Here is a 21,314-nt window from a genome sequence, read left to right as displayed (position 1 = left end):
GAGTGGTAACGATTAAATACCGGTTTAGCATCACTGCATCTGCCGCGTCACGCATTTCCACCCAGAGCCAAATAAAGATTGATGCGATTGCTGAGTAACTGCCGGATGACAGACAAATGGGCGCTCTGGGCATTGAGTGTGCTGCGGTAACTGTCGAGTAAGGTAAGAATTCCAATCAGGTTGTTACGGTATGAATAAACAGCCAATTTCCGGCTGGATTCGGTTTGTTCAACTGCTTTTTTAAGAGACGCTTCTTGTTGCCGTAACCACTCTTCTGCTGCCAGCGCTTGCTCAACTTCGCGGAAAGCATTAAGTGCGGTATTTTTGTAAAAATTCAGTGCTTCCTCTGCGCGAGCCTGATTTCGGAAAATTTCACCTTGGATACGCCCCCCCGTAAACAAAGGTTGCATAAGCCCGCTAAATACATTCCAAGCCACTGCCTTGGGGTCGATCAGTTCAGTCAGATCGCTGCTGCGCGTACCGCCGGCAGCAGTCAGGGTAATACGCGGCAGGCGCAGTTTTTTGGAACTGACTGTTCGGAAGTCGGCAGCCCGCAGACGGCCAAATGCTGCAACCACATCCGGCCGCCGTTCTAGCAATTCGGAAGGCAATCCGGCAGAAATACCAACAGGCAATTGCGGCAGGACTGATGCGTTTATTTCATTCCCTGCCGGATAGCGTCCCAGTAAAATTTCCAGGCGGCGGGTAATTATCTGAATTCTGTTACGCGTCTCCTTGAGCTGCGCTTCTGCATTGGCCAGATCAGTGAGGGCCAGGCGTAAATCGAGACCACGCTCCAGACCTCGCTGAAAACGCCCTCGGACTAAACTCACTATGATAGTTCGATCTTTGATCGATTGCTCGACTACCTCTGCTTGCAGGTTTGCTTCAACTAACTCAAAATAGCTTTGCGCTACCCGCGCTGCCAAGGATAATTTGGCTCCATAATAATCGACAGCAGTCGCATCGGCTTCCAAAACTGCAGCCTGCTGAAAATCGCGTATCCGTCCCCACACATCCACTTCCCAGCTCAAACCGAACAGAACTTCAAAGACATCGAATCTTGATGAACCAAAACCTGCTTCACGAATTTGTACTTGTTGGTGATCAGCTGTGAAAAAAAGTTGAGGCCAACGACCCGATCCATCAATTCGTGCCTGCGCTATCGCCGCATCGACCCTCGCTGCCACCGCTTTCAGTTCATAATTATCAGCCAGCGCACTGTCAATCAAAGAACTTAGCTGGGGATCACCAAAAGTCTCTACCCACTTGGTCGGTATCGGTTGACTAAATGCTTTATCTTCAACCCATTGATCTGGTATCTCTGCGCCCACTTCCTGCACATGCCGCTGCGACAGCATATTACAACCTGCCAGGATAAGAAAAAGGATTATCCAAATAAAAGTCCTAATCACTTGAATCCATCCGACTCCACTTATTAATACGACTAATGATTACTGAAAGATAAAGACGCATATCTAATCTAGGTGGGTATTCCGGTTTGGGTAAAACGCATTAGCGAGCGCACAAGCGATGTCCTTACGAACCTGATAAGCTTCATTGGCAATGTTTCCAAGACGAGCGAAATCATGTGTCATTCCGGGATAAATCCTGACAAGCGTGGAAACACCCGCAGTCTTGAGTCGATCGGCATATGTAATGCCTTCATCTATCAGCGGGTCATATTCAGCAAAAACTAGAAAAGAGGGAGCAAGACTGCTCAGATTGCTTGCTTCAAGAGGCGCAAAACGCCAATCTATTCGATCTGCTGTATCACGTAAATAATGGGAAAACATCCATTGCAGGGTTACTGCTTCAAGCAGATAGCCTTGTGCAAAACGACGATGGGACTCGGTATTCTGCCATGCACTGGTACAAGGGTAAAGCAGCACCTGGCATACAGGCTGTGACCAATTGTTGTCACGTGCTGCTAAGCACAACCCGGTTGCCAGCGTTCCACCTGCACTATCTCCCCCAACAGCAACACGGGTAATATCCAGATTATACTCAGCACCCGCTGACAATATCCACTGATAGGCATCCTGTGCATCATAAACAGCTGTAGGAAACCGGTATTCAGGCGCCAGTCGATAAGCAGCATTTAACACGCAACAAGGCGTCAATGCCGCCAATGACCGACACAAAGAATCATGAGAATCCAGACTGCCGACACAATATCCTCCACCATGAAAATAGAGTAATACTGGCAGAGGTCCTTTTTCTTCTGCCAATTCAATCGGTTTATAAAGTCGCGCATTGATCCATTGGCCATCTCGGCATGAAATACTGATAGGTGTCACGCTCTCAACAGCCAACCCAGGAACATCCAGTATCTGCGTTGAAGCATCATATTCTATCCGCGCCTGCTCAGGTGTTAACTCATGCATCATGGGTTTGCTTCCACTCATTACATTAGCTTCAACCAATTCAAGAAATGCAGCCAGATCCGGGTCAAGCGACATTCAATCTTCTCCGATGGTTAATAAAATCCAGGTTTATTGCCTGGAGGGATGTGAGCACAGCATAACACCACCTAGAATCTGTACTTCAAAGTCGCCACGACAGTTCGTTGTGTTCCAAGAAAAAAATTACCACCGACATGAGACGATACATATTTGTTATTAAAGATATTGCTAGCGTTAATATTAAATAGCCACGGACCATAATCGTAGCGCAGCGTGGCATCAAACAAGGTAAATGAGGAGGTCGTACTGGTATTTTCCTGATCATTGAATACTCTACCGACATAACGAACCCCTCCTCCAATCCCCAACCCCCGCAACCAGTCTATGCCCAGACTTCTAAAAGAATAGTCCAGCCAGGCCGAGGTCATGGTATTAGGTACTAAAATGGGCATTTTATTTAAGTCGACATCATTGCTTTTGGTGACAGTCACTTCCTGATAAGTAAATGATCCGAGAAAATTCAAGTTAGGTAATAGGTTAGGTAATAGTTCTGCCTTGGCTTCCAGTTCAGCGCCGCGCGAACCGATCTCTCCTATTGCCACACTGCGGAAAGGATCATTGGGATCACGTGTCAGCACATTGGTTTTAGTCAGATCAAACAATGCCAGTGTATAGAGGCTTCTGCCACCCACCGGCTGGTATTTAATCCCTACTTCATATTGAGCACTGCGCGTTGGATTAAAGGGATTGTTGTTGGCATCAAAACCAGCTTGGGGTAAGAATGATTGGGCATAGCTCACATAAGGCGCGATGCCATTGGAAAAAAGATAGGTTAAGCCAGCTCGCCCAGTCAGTGCGCTATCCTTGACTTGTTCTTTTGATGAATCCATGCGCGTGGTGGTGTCAACGCTGTCGTGGCGGCCACTTAAGGTCAGAATCCAGTTTTGATCGTATCTAAGTTGATCTTGTATATAAACCCCTATTTGATCGATTTTCTGTTTCGCATCAATGGATAAGATATCCGGGGTAGGAACCGGTTGTGGATAGATCGGATTTAATATATCGATACCGGGTGTATTAGAGCCTACAAAAGATTTGAGAGAAGCATCAGTCACATTCCAGTCCACGCCGAGCAACATGGTGTGATGAACAGGACCGGTATTAAGCTTGGTCTGAAGATGGGTATCCAGCACAGTTTGATTCAGTCGCTCTTTGGTGGAGATTGCCATACGATCCAGGAGAGTTGGTTGATCGATATTATTAAACCCAACCGGGAGAAAATCATTAAATCTGCCATCTTGGCTCATATGGCGAAAATTCTGACGGATAGTAAACATTTCGTTAAAAATATGCTCAATCTGATAGCTGAAAGAAGATTGGTTTGTTGAGTATTTAACAAATTTCGGATCTCCTAACAGAACATTGAGGCTGGGGCGACTACCATCCGGTAAGGCCGGATAAAAAGCGGACGCATTAGTGCGATTGTTGAGTACATCGCCCATTAGGGTAATAGTGGTGTTTACTGTTGGGCGCCAAGTCACCGAGGGAGCAATATAAAAGCGTTTAAGAAATGTGCTATCGACGTTGGTATTGGGAAATTTAACTTGCGTATTCGTATCAAGTCCCAGCGATACAAGACGAAACATCAACGTTCCATCCTTGTTTGCAAATCCTAAATCGGCAGCAGCTCGTTTACGGTCAAAATTGCCATACTGCAACTCTATTTCCCGAATCGGATCAGCATTGGGACGCTTGGTCACACGATTCACAATCCCGCCTGCATCTCCACGACCAAACATAACCGCAGAGGGTCCACGTAGCACATCGATGCGCTCCATTCCATAGGGATCGGTGATAAAAGAACCAAAAAACAGACCTTGTGCCGCCTGACTCAAGCCATCACGAAAATTTGCAGTCGTCAATGCATTAAAGCCACGCATGAATAGATTTTCAAAACCTCGCGGTTCAAATCCGAAGTTATCGACGGTAACACCCGGGGTATAGCGTAATGCTTCAGTGAAATTCTGCACACTGCGCATGTCAAGTTCATTACGCGTGATGACTGAAATCGATTGCGGTATCTCAATAATCGGCGTATCTGTCTTGGTTGCGGTCATGCTACTTTTGGCGACATAACCCGTGGTATGGTGAGATGATTTACCCTTAACTGTGACAGCGGGTAATACGGTGACATTCGAATTATTCGCGTCTGGCTCCGTTGACTCAGCAGTAACTTCAGTCTGCTGGCTTTTTGTTTCTGCTTTATTCGCTATTTGTTTTGATTCTGCATAACTATTGACTGATATTGTCAATAAAGCCAGTTGCACAACTGATAATAGAATTGCATTTTTCAGTTTAATTGTTCCTTCGTGAGGAATTGTGAAGCTATTCATATTTAATTTGTTGATTAATTTAAAAAATATTGTTTATTAAGCAAATGTGGAAGAAATTGTGAGTTTTGCCTGCGTGGCGCTTGCTTGATTAGATGCATTCATGAGTGCCTGAGCTATCTCACTCGTCCGCATTGCCGTCACTGATAGCAAGGTATCGCTCAAACCATGACTCGATTCACAAGCACCTTGCAGAAAAACCCCTGGCTTGAAATTAGGTGTACTGCATAGTCGATATTGACGATCCACTGTTAAATCTCCGAAATATGGGGTAAGCGGTGCTAATAACGATTTGTGATGATCACGCCTATAGCCTGTAGCAAGCACCACGGCATCATAAGTTTCTGTTCGCTCACAATTGGTATTCAAATCATGCAAAACGAACTGAATACCCTCATGCAAGGAAAGAGCCTGCCTGATTTCATGGCGCCGCAGAAAACGATGACGCTCGATACTGGACACTTTCTGTCGGTAAAACACATTGAAAATTTGTTCAATCAAGACCAGATCGGGCGCGGCATAATTGGTATGCCAGAACTCATTGAGGATTTCAGCGCGATCTTGCTTAGAGCTATTAAAAACAAAGTCCGTAAAGTCGGTATTGAAAATCTCGTTGACGAATGGGCTGTCATCCGATGGCTTGATTGAGCGCGCACGCATAATTAGATCAACCTGAGCCGTCTGGAACCGATCATGCAGATCCATGAATATTTCTGCTGCACTTTGTCCACCCCCCACCACCGCAATTCTGCTGGCATGGGAATGTTGTTTAATTTCTTGCAGATAGCTATTCGAATGAAATACACGCGGATCTCCTTTTAGCGGTGAGAAACTATCCGGGATTCTCGGTTGACCGCCGATACTGATTACCAGATTTCGCGCCAGCCGTTCGTGAACGACTTGTTCACCATCACGCGAACGGATACGCAACAGCATAATCTCCTCTCCACGTTTTTCCGGAATTATCTCGATCACCTCCTCGCCATAAGCGCAGCAATGGTCAAAATGCGACGCTGCCCATGCTAGATAATCATTGAACTCATGGCGGCTCGGAAAAAAGGTTTTGAGATTGATAAAATCCTGCAACCGATTATTTTGGTGGAGATAATTGATAAACGTGAAATGACTTGATGGATTGCGCATCGTGGCCAAATCCTTGAGAAAAGAAACCTGCATATGCGCGTTATTCAGCATCATGTTGGCATGCCAGGCAAAACTGGGTTGTTTCTCAATGAAAAAAGACTCGATGCCATAACCAGTCTGCTTTTTTTCTTGGAGCGTAATGGCAAGCGCTATATTGGATGGACCAAAGCCAATACCGATCAAATCGTAAATTTTCATGATGAAATCCTCAGGATAAAGAAACGGAATGGAGCGGTGGCGTGCTGCGCGGCACCCACAGTTGTTCAGCAAAAAAGCGCTCTCGTAACAACATCCCGAGCATGGCGCGTTTATGGGGAAAATCGAACTCCTTGAGAAGCGCGTAACCACATCGAGCAAGATTCCGAATCATCTTGTGATTATCAGCACGGGGTTCGATGACGATGCGCTGAGTTCTATCATCATCGAGAAATAAATAGTGAGAAATAGACGGTAGCCAAGCGGTTACGAAAGGTTTGCCACGCAAATGCGGCTCTCCAATCAACACGTGCCAGCCACGATCAAAATCATCCACATCGTAGTAAGGTGCGATCCGGTCTTCTTTGGCCCAATATATTTCAAAATAGCCAAAAGGTTCGTCATCGAAGCAAGCGATGAGACTGATCACATGTGGATCGTTCTGGATGCCTTCGAGGTATGCGCGATGTTTAGCGAGATCGCCTGTTTCCTGCCAAAACTCAGCCACGGCGGGATCATTCATCCAGCGATTGAAGCGTGCAAGATCGGTCGTGAGATCGACTGTTCGAAATGATAAGGTACGCCCCAGCCATGCGATATAGCGCCGGTAAACAGTGCCAACTGGCTTGGGTGGCCGGAGCGGATGGCGGCGACCATGAGTAAAAACAGGATAAATTGGGTATGGTTGGGTTCGCGATGAGGAAAGCCATACTCTAGCTTGTTGCCAGAATAGCTCTACATAAACAACATCTCGGCCATCCTCAGTCTTAACCATTACCCCCGAATCGAATAACTCTCCAAACTGCCTGACGGGTGCAGAGAAATATAACTTTGCCTGATTGGGGTAATAGACAAATGCTGCTTCAACTGCCGCCATCAGTTCAGTCACTTTGGGTTGCTCTGACTCAGTATTGCCCCACTCCAACTTCAATTGATCAGATCGTTGATATAAATGCCAGATCGTTCTTTTTCCGCTTTCCCAATCTTGCACGTTCAACGTTTTCCCTTCATACGTAACGAGATAGCGCATCTGATCCGGGCAAGATAACAAACTCACCGGATGCACCGACTGCTCTATCAGCGGCTCACACGATTGATCGTTTAATCGATACCGTTCCATTTTTCTCCAAGTAAACTGATTTTGGTAATACTTTTGGTAATACCTTTGTTATACTGATTGAAGACGAATGAGAAGTATTATTGTTTATAAATTTCAGGTAACTTTAGTTATTTATCATGTGTTAAAAAAATGAGAGGATCGGCTATATCATTGATAAACAGAGCATAATTGTCTGCAATGAGAAGCGACTGGATGAGCTGTTTTAGTAAAATCAGCGAAAGTATGACTTCATTGACATAAACATTTACCTTGGCCATTCGTCTCTTTTACTATATAGCTTATGAATGGATAGACCATGCTGAAGTATCTTATTAAACAATCTAAACTGCTGTTGTTGAGTGCGTCATTTGCCAGCATCGTGCATGGTATTTGCAGTGTATTACTGCTTGCCCAAATCAGCTCGGCACTGACTTCAACAGTATCTGATCGGGATGAAATGGCGCTCATTTTTGCAGCAACGGCACTCTGTGTCATGTTGAGTTATATGGTGGCGGCAATTCTCTTTGAACGCTTAGGGCAACGCGCGCATTCCGAACTACGCAGTTTTATCGCGCAAAGAGTGATCGCTGCCGATTACCGACAACTCGAACAACTCGGTGCTGCGCGGGTACAATCCGCCCTTTCCGAGCATTGCACGCGAGTGGCTGAGTTTTTTGTCAGTTTTCCGGTCATTCTTACCAACGCAGTAGTGGTAGCTGGATGCCTGGTTTACTTGGCGTTTTTATCATGGCAGGTATTCCTGCTCGCCCTCCTCGTTATTGGATTTGGTTCACTCGGCTATCATCTTGCTCATTTGCGCGCTATCCGGCACCTGGATATTGCTGCCCAGGAGCAGGACAATTTGTTTGCCTACTTTCGCTCACTAACTGACGGCGCCAAGGAATTGCGCCTCAATCGCGATAAACGCACCACTTTTTATGATGATGTACTCAAACGCTCCATAGAAAAGGTACGTAAAGAGCGAACATTCGGGATGTCTGTTTTTGTTGTTTCAGCAAGCTGGGGTAATTTCCTGATTTACGCATTTATTGGTCTGGTGTTATTCCTGCTGGTAGGTGATGTGCCTGACCGGGCATTGATCATGACTGGATACGCCCTGGTGTTCGTTTACATGGTTGGGCCGCTCGAAGCATTACTGTTGAATATTCCACGGGCCAATCTTGCCCAGGTGTCAGCCAATCATATAGAAGAAATTACGCGTTCCATGTCCTCTTCCGAATCCCAAACAGACAAAGTCGAGCTGCCACCACTGCAATCTATCGTGTTACTGGGAGTGTTGCATCGTTACTATCATGAGCAAAAGGATGAAATGTTTACGCTGGGACCGATTGATTTGCAGTTCCATCCGGGTGAAATCACTTTTTTGATCGGCGGTAATGGCAGTGGCAAAACCACTTTGGCAAAATTGCTGGTGGGGCTCTACCCACCGGAAGAAGGCAGCATCAGCCTCAATGGCAAGGTTATCGATGATACCAACCGTGATTACTACAGGCAATTCTTTACCACTATTTTTTCCGACTTCCACCTTTTTGACCGGCTGCTTGAAACGGACCATGGCAAGGATTTGGACCAAAGAGGGAATCAGTTGTTAGCCAAACTTCATCTGCAAAATAAGGTAAAAGTCCAGGATGGCGCCTTTACTACGCTGACTTTGTCGCAAGGACAACGTAAACGCCTCGCTTTAGTGATCGCTTATCTGGAAAACCGCCCCTTCCTGGTATTCGATGAATGGGCAGCCGACCAGGATCCGGCATTTAAGGAAATTTTCTATTATGAATTGCTGCCAGAATTGCGCGCGATGGGTAAAGCCATCCTGGTTATTTCGCACGATGATCGCTACTTTCATTTAGCCGATCGTATCTTACGCATGGAAAATGGCCATTTAACCTTTGATCATCAGGAAGCAGCAAATTCCGAAACCAAAATAACTACATCATCACTGATGACTGCCAATAGTATTATTTAGCGTTATGAAGAAATTTGTTGAACCTGAGATAACTGCTGATATTGCGCAACAGGAAAAACAGTCCAGTAAATCCAGAGCAAGTCGCCAAATACTCACCCTGTTACACCGCTGGGCTGGTCTTTTTCTAGCAACCTTCCTATTCATTTCAGGACTGACTGGCGCAATCATCTCCTGGGATCACGAACTGGATGAGTGGCTTAATCCCCAATTATTCGAACGACAAAGCCAGGGAGAATCTCTTTCACCCCTAGTGCTCGCTGACCAGTTCGAAGCATCTTACCCCAAAATTCTGATCACCTGGCTGCCTTTATCCCTGGAACCTGACCAGAACCTTGGATTAGGTGTAAGCCCCCGCCTTGATTCCAATACTGGCAAAGCTTTCGATCTGGATTTTAATCAAGTTGCGCTTGATCCCGTGAATGGAGAAGTACGCGGCACACGCATGTGGGGTGAAATTTCGCTCAGCCGAGAAGATTTCTTGCCTTTTCTGTACAAATTGCATTACAGCATGCATATTCCGGATGCTTTTGGGATGGAATTAGGCATTCTGTTTATGGGTATTCTAGCGATCGTATGGTCGATCGATTGCTTCATTGCGCTCTGGATTTCGTTTCCCCATTTCCAGGCATGGCGTAAATCATTCGCTTTCCGCTGGCAACAAGGCGGTTACAAGCTGAATTTCGATTTGCATCGCTCGAGTGGAGTGTGGCTATGGGCTTGCTTATTGCTACTTGCCGTGACCGCTATCTCCATGAACCTTAAACAAGAAGTCATGCGCCCCCTCGTCTCGGTCTTTTCCACTCTCACCCCAGACCCGTTTGCGTACCGTACTCCGAGGCCACATGATGAATCGATCGAGCCTACGATCACGCGGCACGAAATCATTCAACTCGCCAGTGCAGAAGCCCAAAGAAGAAATTGGAACATTCCGTTAGGCGGCATGTTTTATCAGCCAGAGTATGGGATTTATGGCGTAACGTTTCACGAACCAGGTCAAGATCACGCAAACTTTGGTCTCGGCAATTCATGGCTTTATTTTGATGGTCAGGATGGAGCCTTTCTCGGTGACAATATTCCGGGGGCAGGCAGTATGGGCGACATATTCTTGCAAGCCCAGTTCCCTTTACATTCCGGTCGCATCCTTGGCTTGCCCGGACGTATCCTGGTCTCCTTGCTAGGTGTAGCAGTCGCAATACTATCCGTGACCGGAGTGGTTATCTGGCAACGGAAGCGATGGGCGCGTGCAAGAAACCACAACTATTATCCTAGTTCCAGTAATTGAGCAAAATAAACATGGCATTCGGCGAACAAATTTCAAAATACTAAAATCATAGAATCATAGGCAGAAGGTAAACCTTATATGTACCAGGCAGTGACTAGATGAACATGAATATCTGATTCTGCTCGGGGTAAGCCTGTCGAGCCATGAACGGAATCATTTTTGTTCAGTTTCAGATAGTGGGATAATGTTATTGGGCTGGGTAAATAAATACATTGGGTTAATTAAAGCCGCTGCTTCTAGTACTAGAGATTCGCGAGATAGCCAGAAAAGCTTACAACACAGTAACGAAGATAAGCAAAAGTTATCACAGGCTTTCTGATTTCTTGATGCCGTATGCTTTCATTCTGTAGGCAAGTGTGGAAGGCTTAATTCCCAACAATTCGGCTGCACCATCTGTACCAGATATGCGCCAGTGGGTGTGACGTAACACAGCAATGATATTTAATTTTTCTTTTTCGCGAAAAATAGCGTCAGGAACAAATTCTTCATTTTCGGTTGGCATCAGCATCAGTGATTTCTCAGCCTGATTATTGCTGGGCATGGCAAGATCCAGTCTGAGCCGATTGCCTTTGGTGAGAATGACCGCTCGTTCGATGACATTCTTGAGCTCTCTAATGTTACCCGGCCAGGTATATCTATTCAGGCTGTCTAGTTGTTGCCGGGTCAATGTCAATGGATCTCGACCCAGCTCTTTACAAATGCTATCCAAGAATTGAATCGCGAGTGGCCCAATATCCTGGATACGCTCCCGCAACGGCGGCACTTCGATAGGAAAAGTACTCAGACGATAATACAAGTCTTTACGAAACCGCCCTGCATAGACTTCCGCTTGCAAGTCACGATTGGTTGCAGCCACAATGCGCACATCGACTTTAATGGTTTTATCATCACCCACACGTTCAAATTCATGCTCCTGCAGGGCACGTAACAGTTTTCCTTGTAAATCCAAAGGAATTTCCCCTACCTCATCAAGGAAAAGCGTCCCGCCTGAAGCGAGATGAAGACGCCCAACCCGATCACGATGAGCACCCGTAAATGATCCACGAACATGCCCGAAGAATTCACTCTCAAAAAGATCTTTGGGAATAGAGGCGCAATTAACTTTAACCAGTGGCTTGTCAGTCCGTGCGCTGTGAGCATGAATGGCCCGGGCAACCATTTCCTTGCCAACGCCTGATTCCCCTAGAATGAGAACACTTGCTGATGTTTTAGCGACGGCTTCGATCTGGGCAAGTGTACGCTTTAATGCTTGACTTTCTCCGATGATTTCGCCGAAATTGCTGGTGACGTTGATTTCATCACGCAGATAATCGCGTTCACGTTCAAGCAAATCTTTCAGGATTTTTATTTGCGTATAGGCCGCTTCGCGCTGCTGCTCGCTTTTCCGGCGCTCAGTAATATCGCGAAAGATCACGACGGCTCCCTTGAGCTTATCCCCTTCTCGAATGGGCGTGCTGGTATACTCAACGGGAACAGAGGTTCCATCCGTGTGCCAAAAAAACTCATCATCTCCCCGGTGCACTTTGTCATCTGCAAAAGCAGCGTAAATTGGACATTCACTACTAGGATAAGGTGTCCCATCAGGATAGGAGTGATGGTGAATAGCGTGCAATGACTTGCCAATCACATCTTCAGCACGCCAACCCAGTATCTGAGTGGCCGCTTCGTTGACAAAGGTCGTGTTACCCTCACAGTCCACGCCGTAAATTCCTTCCCCGACTGCATTAAGAATTAATTCGTGCGTGGTTTGCAACTGATTAAGCTGATTGATCGCCCGACTATATTCGGTCGTTTCCGTAAATACCAGGAGCGCCTGCATCCATTCATGATGGGTTTGCGGTACGGGCCACGCTGATAATAATCCTGTATGGACAGGTGTTGCTGCAGGATTTCTTTCTGATAATGATGCAGACACTCCGCTGATCATATTGCCTTGAAGGATAACCTGCTTGATTTTATCCATAACAGAGGACTCATTTTCAAAACTGAATAATTTCTCCAACGGCAGGGTAACCACCGCCGTCGTCGTCAAACCTAGGTGCTTACGCCATATTGCACTGAGATCTCGACAAACAAGCGAATCATCGACTGCCGCAACAAATAATGGCGAATCGAGAAACAGTAAACTAAAAATACTCATTTTTTCCTGAAGAAAATCACAACTTCTTGTGAATCGTATCACAAAAAATTGTGAATATTAAATTCTTAATACTGCAATAAACAAATAATTACCTAATAATCATAGAGTTAATTTTTGGCACGGTTATTGAATGTATATTTTCTGATTAAATGTTTTTTTCTCTAAAAACATTAAGGACCAACAAAATCAACGGGTAGAAATTTATGTTTGAGGTTTTTTAATATGGGTACCCAGAGAAATCCAATAGGCCAGTCAGGCAGTCATATTGGCGATGAAATTGATTTTCGGGCAAATATTCACCTAAGCCGTCATCAAGATGTGCTGGTGAGCTACTCAAAGCTGTTTAGTGGAAACTTCCTGAAAAATCAAAGACTGGCATCGCAGCCGATCTACTTCATGTTCAATACAATTTTCGTTTCTAACGGCTTGCGAGTCCATAACAGGCTATTATCTTGACCAGCAAGGAAATATCATCATGCTACATTTTATTTTAATCATTTTTCTTTTAATAACGTTTGCGGCAAATGCAGCTCAAAGTGTTCCAGATACAATAGCTGAGCGCGTTAAGGTCTGTACGGTCTGTCACGATGATGAAGATAAAATGGGGCGACATGCCTATTATCCTCGTATAAGCGGCAAACCGCAGGGTTACCTTTTTAATCAGTTACGCAATTTCAGGGATGGTTGGCGCTATTATCAGCCGATGGCTATTCTGTTAGAGAATATGTCGGATGCGTATCTGCAGGAAATAGCCCATTACTTTTCCACTCTGCAACCACCATTCCCGCCACCTGAACCGATCACGATGCAAGCTGATGAAGTCGAGATGGCAAAACAGCTCATTCATTCAGGACATGCGGCAAGGGATATTCCGGCATGCAGTGCTTGTCATGGCGACACCTTGATGGGTGTAAAACCATTTGTTCCTGGATTGCTGGGCTTGTCCCGCGCCTATCTCACGGCGCAATTTGGTAGCTGGCGCAATGGCGGGCTAATGCGCGGTCAAACCTCTGATTGTATGTCCAAAATTGCCCAGAAGCTGACTGACAAAGAAGTCAATACAATTGCTAAATGGCTGGCAACCCAGCCTGCCTCAGGAAAACCAAATTCTATCACTGCGCTTTCGTCCGAATTGACTCATCGCTGCAGCAGTGTTCTTCTAGAGGAGGAAACAAATAATGAAGCACTCAATCCCTCTCCTGCTGAACAACAACAAATACGGGGCGCCTATCTTACGCGCGCCGGGAATTGTATGGGATGCCATACCGCTCCGGGTGGCTGGCCATTTGCAGGAGGACGCCGATTGTCTACGTCATTTGGTACTTTCGTTACGCCCAATATCACGCCCGATAAAGAAACGGGGATAGGTTATTGGTCTGAAGAAGATTTCTGGCAAGCCTTGCATCAAGGCAAATCACGGGATGGTCGATTACTTTACCCCGCTTTTCCTTATACCGAATATACCAAAGTGACTCGAGAAGATGCCAATGCAATATTTGCCTATCTCCAGTCCTTACCAACGGTCTCTCAAGTTAATCCACCGAGTGAAATTCGTTTTCCTTATAATTTCAGGCCGCTCTTAGCTATCTGGCGCGCATTGTATTTCAAGGCGGGCGTATATGCGCCAGATCAATCGAAAAATGAAGAATGGAATCGGGGCGCCTATCTAGTACAAGGATTGGGCCATTGCAATGCCTGCCACGCTAGTCGTAATTTGTTGGGAGCCAGCAGTGAAGACGATACGTTAACAGGAGGGAAAATAATGGGAGTGAATTGGTATGCACCCTCCTTGATCTCCAATCTAGAAGCGGGTAGTGGCCATTGGACTATCGAAGAAATTAGCGAGCTACTTACAACGGGTGTATCGAAACATGCAATAGCTTCGGGCCCGATGGCGACGATTATCCGACAAAGTCTTCAGCATTTATCAAGCGAAGATATTCGTGCAGTGGCTGTTTATCTTAAATCGATTGCTGAAAATGAAAGGGATGATACCGCTCGCACGCATGCCCCAGTTAACTCGGCGGAACGGTGGGAACAGTTTGCACAAGGCAGACAGTTATATGAAAAATACTGCCAGGAATGCCATGGTACTTCTGGGGAAGGTGTACCGGGCATCTATCCTCCATTAGCAGGTAATCGAAGCGTAATCTTGGCTTCTCCCTTGAATACGATTCGCAGTGTCTTAAACGGCGGTTATCCGGCTACGACATCAGCCAACCCGCGGCCTTACGGAATGCCACCATTTCAACAAATTCTTCGTGAGGAAGAAATTGCACTTATCGTATCTTTTATCAGGAATGCATGGGGAAATAAGGGAAGTTGGGTAACCACAGTTGATATTGATCGAAGTAAAGAAAGCGTGAATTAAACCTAGATTCCTCAGTTGATCGCTCATTCTGATGTTAACATTATGAATATAATAATTTTTCCTACATATTTCATTTTCACCCTCTGGGTGTTTCCGCTGCAGAACGGATTGCGCAAGCATCGTTGCGCCTTGCCCTGCACTCGCAAAACCACACACTCCATCCTGCCCAACTGAGGAATCCAGGTTAAACATAGATTCCTCAGTTTTATGAACATGAATTTACAGCACAACTATTGGTGCAAAGCTTGGCATGGCCTCGTTAGTTGCGCTGTGCACTTCTCTGCTAAAAAGAGTGTGCGAGGCGGTCTCATCATTGTGGGGGAGATTAACCTGGGCGGCTCCATCGAGCCGATTCACAATCCGGTCACCATCGCTGAAATCGCCGTTGAAAAAGGAGCGACAGCGCTGCTGATGCCAGCCGCTTGCCGTCGCCAATTGTTTGATCTTTCAGATGACATGGCGACTAAAATCGACATCCAGTTTTATTCCGATGCCAGGGATGCCTTGCTGAGGACTATAGTAGAGTGACAGATATGATTTTCCAATTAGCTAAGCAATTAATTATAAGTAATGTACTTGCACCGCGCTGTCAATCTTCTTTGCCTGCTCTATCACTTTTGAGTGATGTGTAAACAGGACAACTTGCGTTTTTTGAGCAAGCTGTGAGAGAGTACCTAGCGCAGCTTCGGAACGCTCATCGTCAAAATCAACAAGAATGTCATCCACAATGAAAGGCATGGGCTCCGAACTCTCCATATATTTCTCCAGGGAAGCTAATCGAAGAGCTAAATAAAGTTGATCGCGAGTGCCTGAACTCATTCCTTCCACATGTACCTGCTCTCCATTGGGACGAATGCCTACAAGAATGGGCTCATCTTTTTCGTTAAAGTCGGTCCTCAGTTCCTTAAACGATGCGCATGTCAGCATAGCGAAATGCTCACTGGCGCGCTTGACCAATGGGCCCTGATTTTCTTTACGATAACGTTCAATCTCGCTACGCAGAATGCGTGCTGCCAGTTTTAGACGAACGTATCTTTCCGCATTAATCCGAATACTGGCAAGAACAGACTGCCCTTCGTTTGCAGCCGATGCTGCATGGTCGCTGCCATCCATAAGCTCAATTTCTTTTTCCTTGCGCCCCTTGCTCTCGGCGAGAGATGTTCGTTTTGGCTCCAGTTCCTCATCGATTTTGCTAGTAAGGGCATCTATCTTTCCCGGCAACTCATCCGGAGCTACATCTTTTGCTTCTGCTTCAAGTTCCGTAAGCGTTGCTCCTTCACCCACCTCCAGGAGTTCTTGCTCCACGTGACTGATTTCTGCTTTCAAGCGAAGATATTCAATCGAGTTGCGCTCAGCCTCTTCTAATTCTGCATGGCTAGCACGCTTTGCCTCAACACATAAGGCATCCAGACGCTCGTCCATGGTTCGGATTGTCGCCTCGGAATCCAGTATCTCCTGTCGTGTTTGTTGTAACTGTTCTGCTATTTGTTGACGGCGCGATTGTCGGGTTCGACTCTCTGATAGCAATGCATTAAGGCGCATTACCGCCTCATCTGCTGGCAGTATAGTTAATTCAGGTGCCACGTTGGTGACTACATTGCTGACTTGAGCAGCGAACGAGTCTGCATCTTTGTTCATCGCCTGAATACGTATTTGCAGCTTGTCCGCCTCACTGTGTTTGGCGAATAGCTCCTTTAGCTTTTCGATGATCTCCGCCACCTCCGACGGCGAGGCATTGCCTTCCAAGCCCACGCCCTCTAACACCTCTTGCCATTGCACTTTCCAATCGTCAAGTTCAGTGTTTGCTCTTTTGAATTCCACGCGGGCAGTTTCCTGATTGCGCCTTAGAACCGCGATCTCCCCCTCCAGTTTCTCGCCATGCTGAATGATTTCTTCAAATTCATCAATGGTTTCCTCACTTTCAAGCAGTATGGCTTCAAGTGATGTGGTATCAGGGCTTTCTCTTCCAAGGCGTTGCAACTGTTGTTTGATTAGTTGTATTTGTGTGCCACGGGTATGTTCCAGTTCATGGACACGCTGCCGCAGTGTATTCAACTGGACTACTTGCTCGCGAAGTTTCTCCAGATCATCCAGCCATAGCCGCATCTCGCGAGGTGTTTGTGGCTGAATCTTGCAGGATTTCCATAAGGCTACCCAGTCGCTATCAATCTGGTTTTTCTCAGCTACACATTTATCAAGCTGCTTTTCGATCTCGTTGGCACGTTGTTTTTGATTTTCCAATTCAGCCAATAGACTTGCCTTTGTGTGCACGCGCTCGACTTCTCGACGCAAACGATCTGCTAGTTCATCAGTTTCTGCCAGTCGATATTCAAATGCTTCGGGAAGTGCACGTTCTGCATCAAGTGCACTTGCCTCTGCATTAACGTCTTCCCCCTCAATCCACTGCCGACGTAATAACTGCCAAGTCTGATCACGCTCAGTTCTAATCTCCATCAACTCATCTTCTGTCGGTACTGAACCTACATGCTCTATCTCATCCAATCGCCGCGATGCCTCGCGCATGGCAACTACTGTCTCTTCTTGTTTTTCGCTAAGACGTTGAATACGTTTATTGAGGTCTGTATATACTTGTTCAAACCGATTGATACTTTCTTTGTTTGGCACGGGCAAAGCGGGAACATCTTCCAGCGAACCAGTCCAAAAGGTGAGTCGCGCCAAGTGGTCAGCACATTGCTGCTGTAATGCACTAAGCTCAGTGTGGGTAGATTGAATGACACTGTTCATATCCCCCGACTTTCTTGCCAACGCAATGGCTCTATGCAGAGCATCTGGTGATTTAACCTCTGGAAGTTTCTGGCGCTCTCTGCGCGCTTCCTCCAGTTGCGCTTCTGTATCCCGCAGATTGCTATTCGCTTGCTTTATTCTTGATAACAGAACAGGATTTTGATTTCCCAATTCGGTAATGCGCTGCTTTTTTGCAAGTACAGGACGCAAAACTTCAATATCCCCCTGGGCAAGATCGGGGCGTATATCTTTAAGTAGGGATTCAGCATCCGTAAGAAGCTGCATGTATTGCGCCTCGAGGTGCGGGCGATCTTGTATTGCCTTGCGGTGCCCCCCCAAGCGCGCATGGAGTGCTTCGATACTTTCACTTTGCTCCAGCACTTCCTCACGAACAGAGAGCCCTTCAAATTGCCCTTGAAGTATAGTGATCCGGGATGTGGCCTGTTGGAGAATCGCCTGTGCTGTCTCACGTTCAGCCATGGCCTGCTGGCGGCGCGCTCCAAAATCATCCGGCAAAATAGTCACATTAGCCAATTCCTCAAGCTTTTGTTTAAATTCGTGCCTCCTAGCCAGTTTTGGCAGGACACGCTGAATGCGCTTCAAACGATTAATCTCAAGCCGATTACTGGCGAGTTCAGCTTGAATTTGTTCTAATTCTTTCGTGTTTCGCGCCAATGCACGGCGATGCTCTTCCCATAGATTGGATGAGAGTGATCGTTCTCTAATCTCCTTGTTCAAATCCATATAGGCTTTCAAGGCTGAGTTTATCGTTTGAGTGGCTCCCCTTGGGCGAAAGAGTCCGTCGGCTTCTTCGTCAAGCTGAGCAAGAACTGCATGTAATGTATGGCTACCGAGTGATGCAGAAAAAAGCGCCTGCCCCACCTCACCCTTCTGTTCTAAAATCTCTTCACCCCCCTGAACCAGGGCTTGGTGGTCTATTCCGAAAAGCATTTCAAAAAGCTCTTGGGTTATACCCTGAAGAAATGGAGTCAACACCTTATCATCCAGCGCTTCCCCCTCTCGTGACAAGAGTGTATTCTTGCGCCCCTTACGGCGTGCCAAGGTGAGTTCTTCTCCATTTGCCGCGCGCATACATCCCTCTATACGGAGTTTCTCATTGTCATGAAGAAAATTGTCGGGAGTACGTTCGTCAATACCATACAGCAGAGCTTTCAAGCCACGGAGTGCTGAGCTCTTTCCAGCTTCATTGGGCCCATAAACGATATGGAGCCCACCTCCCGCCAGGTCAAAAATAAGAGCGCGCTCGGTAAACGGCCCAAAGGCAACAAAATTAAGTTTCCTTATTTTCATAAACCAGAATCCATCACGCCTTTTCTGTCGTTATCAGGCGGTTAACCAGCAGTTCCTTGATGTCTTTCAGAACGACTTGCAGTTGCTGCGGATCGGATGGATCGAAACAATCATCGCCACTTAATATTTCAGCAGGAAGTTTTTGTCGCAACGCAGATACTTCTTGAGCGAGTTCAGCGAGTGCAGCATCGTTCAACTCCATATTGCGAATACCCCGTAATAGTTCACTCAACGCGTCGTCACGTGCCAGAATGCTATCGACATCAATAGATGGCCGCGTCTTAAGAGATACTTTCTCCAACCATATCCCTGCACCACCTAGAACATTTGCTAAAGCACGATATTCTTGCGTCCAATGTTCCAGCTCAGCATGTAAGCGTGAATGAGCAACACACGCCCCCTGCAATACCAGGCGTGCTGCAACCGGTCGTCCTTGGGCGCTGTCCAGCGCCTGCTGCAGCACCTTACGTACCTGCTCGTAGGCATCAGAAACCGTCTCACTATCTGTCAAATTAACTTCACAAAGTGACCAGCGTAGCACATCGAGATCGCGGTGCGTAACTGCTAATACCTCACCATTATCGACAGTCACCAGCGTGCAACCCTTGGGACCAGTCTCTCGAATATGCCTACCCTGAATATTTCCGGGAAATACTATCCATGGGTCACGGCTTATCTCTTCGCGTTTGTGAACATGACCAAGCGCCCAGTATTGATACCCTTTAGACCTCAAACCATCTACCGTACAAGGCGCATAAGGCTCATGCCCAGGCTTTCCGTCGAGACAAGTATGCAAAAGACCAATATTGAAATAATTTGGATCACCTTGGGGGTATGCCAGCGAAAGATTCTCCATGACCGCTCTGCTTGCAAAGCCCTGTCCATAGATAGCTACGTCCAAATCTTCCAGAACGACCCGTTCTGGGGTATATGTCGCAAACATCTTGACGTTGTCAGGTAAACGAAGATATTTGGTGATTTGGCTAGTCGCATCATGATTGCCCGTGACAACATAAACCCGGATACCAGCGTCCCGCAGTCGCCCCATGCGCTCAACAAAATAAAGACCCGTGTTATAGTCTCGCCAATCGCCGTCATAAAGATCACCGGCCAGTAGCACGAAATTAACTTCCTCATCAATCGCAAGCTCAATAAGGTTGTCAAAGGAACGGCGGGTAGCGCTACGTATTTCATCCACGGGTGCGCCTTCATAACGTTCCAAACCCTTTAGAGCACTGTCAAGATGAATATCAGCGGCATGAATAAATTTCACGAATCGCTCACCTTATTATCAATTGTTAATTTTGCCCTTGCACGCCAGTGCTCTGTCTCCAATATTTGCTGTTTATTTAGCAGTTGGAGGCTACTTGTCTCTTTCTATATGCATTGTTTGCACTGGGATGATAGTGATCATCCATACTGCTGGCCTTTTAAAATTGACCGAGTAATTTATTTATCCGCTAAGCATACTATGCATACAAAGGGTAATTCCAATTTTTAACATAAATAGCAGTAGTAGGAGAACGTAATATTCCATGAATAAAAGTTTTGTATTAAACCTAGATTCCTCAGTTGATCGCTCGTTCTGATGTTAACATTATGAATATAATAATTTTTCCTACATATTTCATTTTCACCCTCTGGGTGTTTCCGCTGCAGGACGGATTGCGCAATTTTGCAAGCGCATGGCTGCGTTGCAACTCTTTGGAATGGAACGACCATTCCGCATCGTTGCGCCTTGCCCTGCACTCGCAAAATCACACACTCCATCCTGCCCAACTGAGGAATCCAGGTAAATATTTTTTCTTGTCCTAGGGTCTGTTGACATTTCACACAGGTAGCCACAGATACCCGCATGCCATGGCAACCATACTTTCATAATTTCTCTTTAGTTTGTCGTATCGTGTTGCCACTGCCCGATACTGTTTTAGTCGGGCAAAAGCATTTTCCACCAAATGTCGATATCTATACAAGCCCCAATCCATATCTGCGTTACCCTTCAACGAATTGCGCTTTCCTGGAATCACAGTCCTGGCTCCCTTCTTTATTATCTGCTCACGTATACACTCACTGTCATAGCCCTTATCCGCTACAATCGCTTGCGCATCAGGTAATCTGGCAATCAGCTGTGGTGCTACAGAACAGTCATTGACTTCTCCACCGGTGATTTCAAATTCAACCGGCAAACCATAACTATCAACAGCCAGGTGGATTTTCGTAGTGTTGCCCGCACGGCTTTTCCCGAT

Annotated in this window: 15 protein-coding genes; 5 read left to right on the top strand and 10 right to left on the bottom strand. The window is 46.3% G+C overall.

Features of this window, described 5'->3' with window-relative positions:
* Positions 1–47 precede the first annotated feature (47 nt).
* The 5 genes from BLV54_RS09110 to BLV54_RS09090 form a co-directional block, all read right to left on the bottom strand.
* Positions 48–1,415, bottom strand: a complete 1,368-nt coding sequence (locus BLV54_RS09110) for an efflux transporter outer membrane subunit (RefSeq protein ID WP_256329327.1) — start codon at positions 1,413–1,415, stop codon at positions 48–50.
* A gap of 63 nt (positions 1,416–1,478) precedes the next feature.
* Positions 1,479–2,462 (bottom strand): alpha/beta hydrolase, encoded by a 984-nt coding sequence (locus BLV54_RS09105; RefSeq protein WP_090570907.1) that lies wholly within the window; start codon positions 2,460–2,462, stop codon positions 1,479–1,481.
* Between the two features lie 71 nt (positions 2,463–2,533).
* Entirely contained in the window at positions 2,534–4,798 is a 2,265-nt protein-coding gene (locus BLV54_RS09100; protein WP_090570905.1) for a TonB-dependent siderophore receptor, read from the bottom strand.
* 36 nt (positions 4,799–4,834) lie between these two features.
* Entirely contained in the window at positions 4,835–6,136 is a 1,302-nt protein-coding gene (locus BLV54_RS09095; protein ID WP_090570903.1) for a lysine N(6)-hydroxylase/L-ornithine N(5)-oxygenase family protein, read from the bottom strand.
* Positions 6,137–6,146: 10 nt separating this feature from the next.
* The gene (locus BLV54_RS09090) at positions 6,147–7,253 is read right to left on the bottom strand and encodes a GNAT family N-acetyltransferase (RefSeq protein WP_090570900.1); all 1,107 of its coding nucleotides are present in this window, start codon (positions 7,251–7,253) and stop codon (positions 6,147–6,149) included.
* 295 nt (positions 7,254–7,548) lie between these two features.
* Between BLV54_RS09090 and BLV54_RS09085 the strand changes: the two genes are divergently transcribed.
* Together BLV54_RS09085 and BLV54_RS09080 are read left to right on the top strand one after the other, a co-directional pair.
* Positions 7,549–9,219, top strand: coding sequence for a cyclic peptide export ABC transporter (locus BLV54_RS09085; protein ID WP_090570897.1), 1,671 nt, complete (start codon positions 7,549–7,551; stop codon positions 9,217–9,219).
* Positions 9,220–9,223: 4 nt separating this feature from the next.
* A complete protein-coding gene (locus tag BLV54_RS09080) occupies positions 9,224–10,501 on the top strand; it encodes a PepSY-associated TM helix domain-containing protein (RefSeq protein ID WP_090570894.1) in 1,278 nt (425 codons plus the stop codon).
* A 304-nt stretch (positions 10,502–10,805) separates the two neighbouring features.
* Here BLV54_RS09080 and BLV54_RS09075 read toward each other — a convergent pair whose 3' ends face one another.
* Positions 10,806–12,641, bottom strand: a complete 1,836-nt coding sequence (locus tag BLV54_RS09075) for a sigma-54 interaction domain-containing protein (protein WP_090570891.1) — start codon at positions 12,639–12,641, stop codon at positions 10,806–10,808.
* A gap of 222 nt (positions 12,642–12,863) precedes the next feature.
* On the opposite strand from BLV54_RS09075, the gene BLV54_RS09070 reads away from it, so the two are divergent.
* The 3 genes from BLV54_RS09070 to BLV54_RS09060 all read left to right on the top strand — a co-directional run bounded on the left by BLV54_RS09070 (position 12,864) and on the right by BLV54_RS09060 (position 15,540).
* Positions 12,864–13,097 carry an alginate export family protein gene (locus BLV54_RS09070; protein WP_256329323.1) on the top strand — a complete coding sequence of 78 codons (234 nt, stop codon included), beginning with the start codon at positions 12,864–12,866 and terminating at the stop codon, positions 13,095–13,097.
* 676 nt (positions 13,098–13,773) lie between these two features.
* Positions 13,774–15,012, top strand: a complete 1,239-nt coding sequence (locus BLV54_RS09065; RefSeq protein ID WP_371113283.1) for a c-type cytochrome — start codon at positions 13,774–13,776, stop codon at positions 15,010–15,012.
* 207 nt (positions 15,013–15,219) lie between these two features.
* The gene (locus BLV54_RS09060) at positions 15,220–15,540 is read left to right on the top strand and encodes a hypothetical protein (protein ID WP_218132362.1); all 321 of its coding nucleotides are present in this window, start codon (positions 15,220–15,222) and stop codon (positions 15,538–15,540) included.
* A gap of 33 nt (positions 15,541–15,573) precedes the next feature.
* Here the strand turns inward: BLV54_RS09060 and BLV54_RS09055 are convergent, their stop codons facing one another.
* From BLV54_RS09055 to BLV54_RS09045, 4 genes are all read right to left on the bottom strand, one after another.
* On the bottom strand, positions 15,574–19,068 hold the full coding sequence (locus BLV54_RS09055) for a YhaN family protein (protein ID WP_090570888.1): 3,495 nt from the start codon (positions 19,066–19,068) through the stop codon (positions 15,574–15,576).
* Between the two features lie 13 nt (positions 19,069–19,081).
* Positions 19,082–20,341, bottom strand: a complete 1,260-nt coding sequence (locus tag BLV54_RS09050; protein WP_090570885.1) for a metallophosphoesterase family protein — start codon at positions 20,339–20,341, stop codon at positions 19,082–19,084.
* A 360-nt stretch (positions 20,342–20,701) separates the two neighbouring features.
* Entirely contained in the window at positions 20,702–20,896 is a 195-nt protein-coding gene (locus BLV54_RS15540) for a hypothetical protein (RefSeq protein WP_143032463.1), read from the bottom strand.
* 1 nt (position 20,897) lies between these two features.
* Positions 20,898–21,314: IS5 family transposase (locus BLV54_RS09045; protein WP_143032462.1), on the bottom strand; the 417-nt coding region annotated here is incomplete at its 5' end.

Origin of the sequence: Nitrosomonas sp. Nm33, from assembly GCF_900107265.1 — a bacterium.
Lineage (GTDB): Bacteria > Pseudomonadota > Gammaproteobacteria > Burkholderiales > Nitrosomonadaceae > Nitrosomonas.
This window is presented reverse-complemented; position numbering and strand designations above follow the sequence as displayed.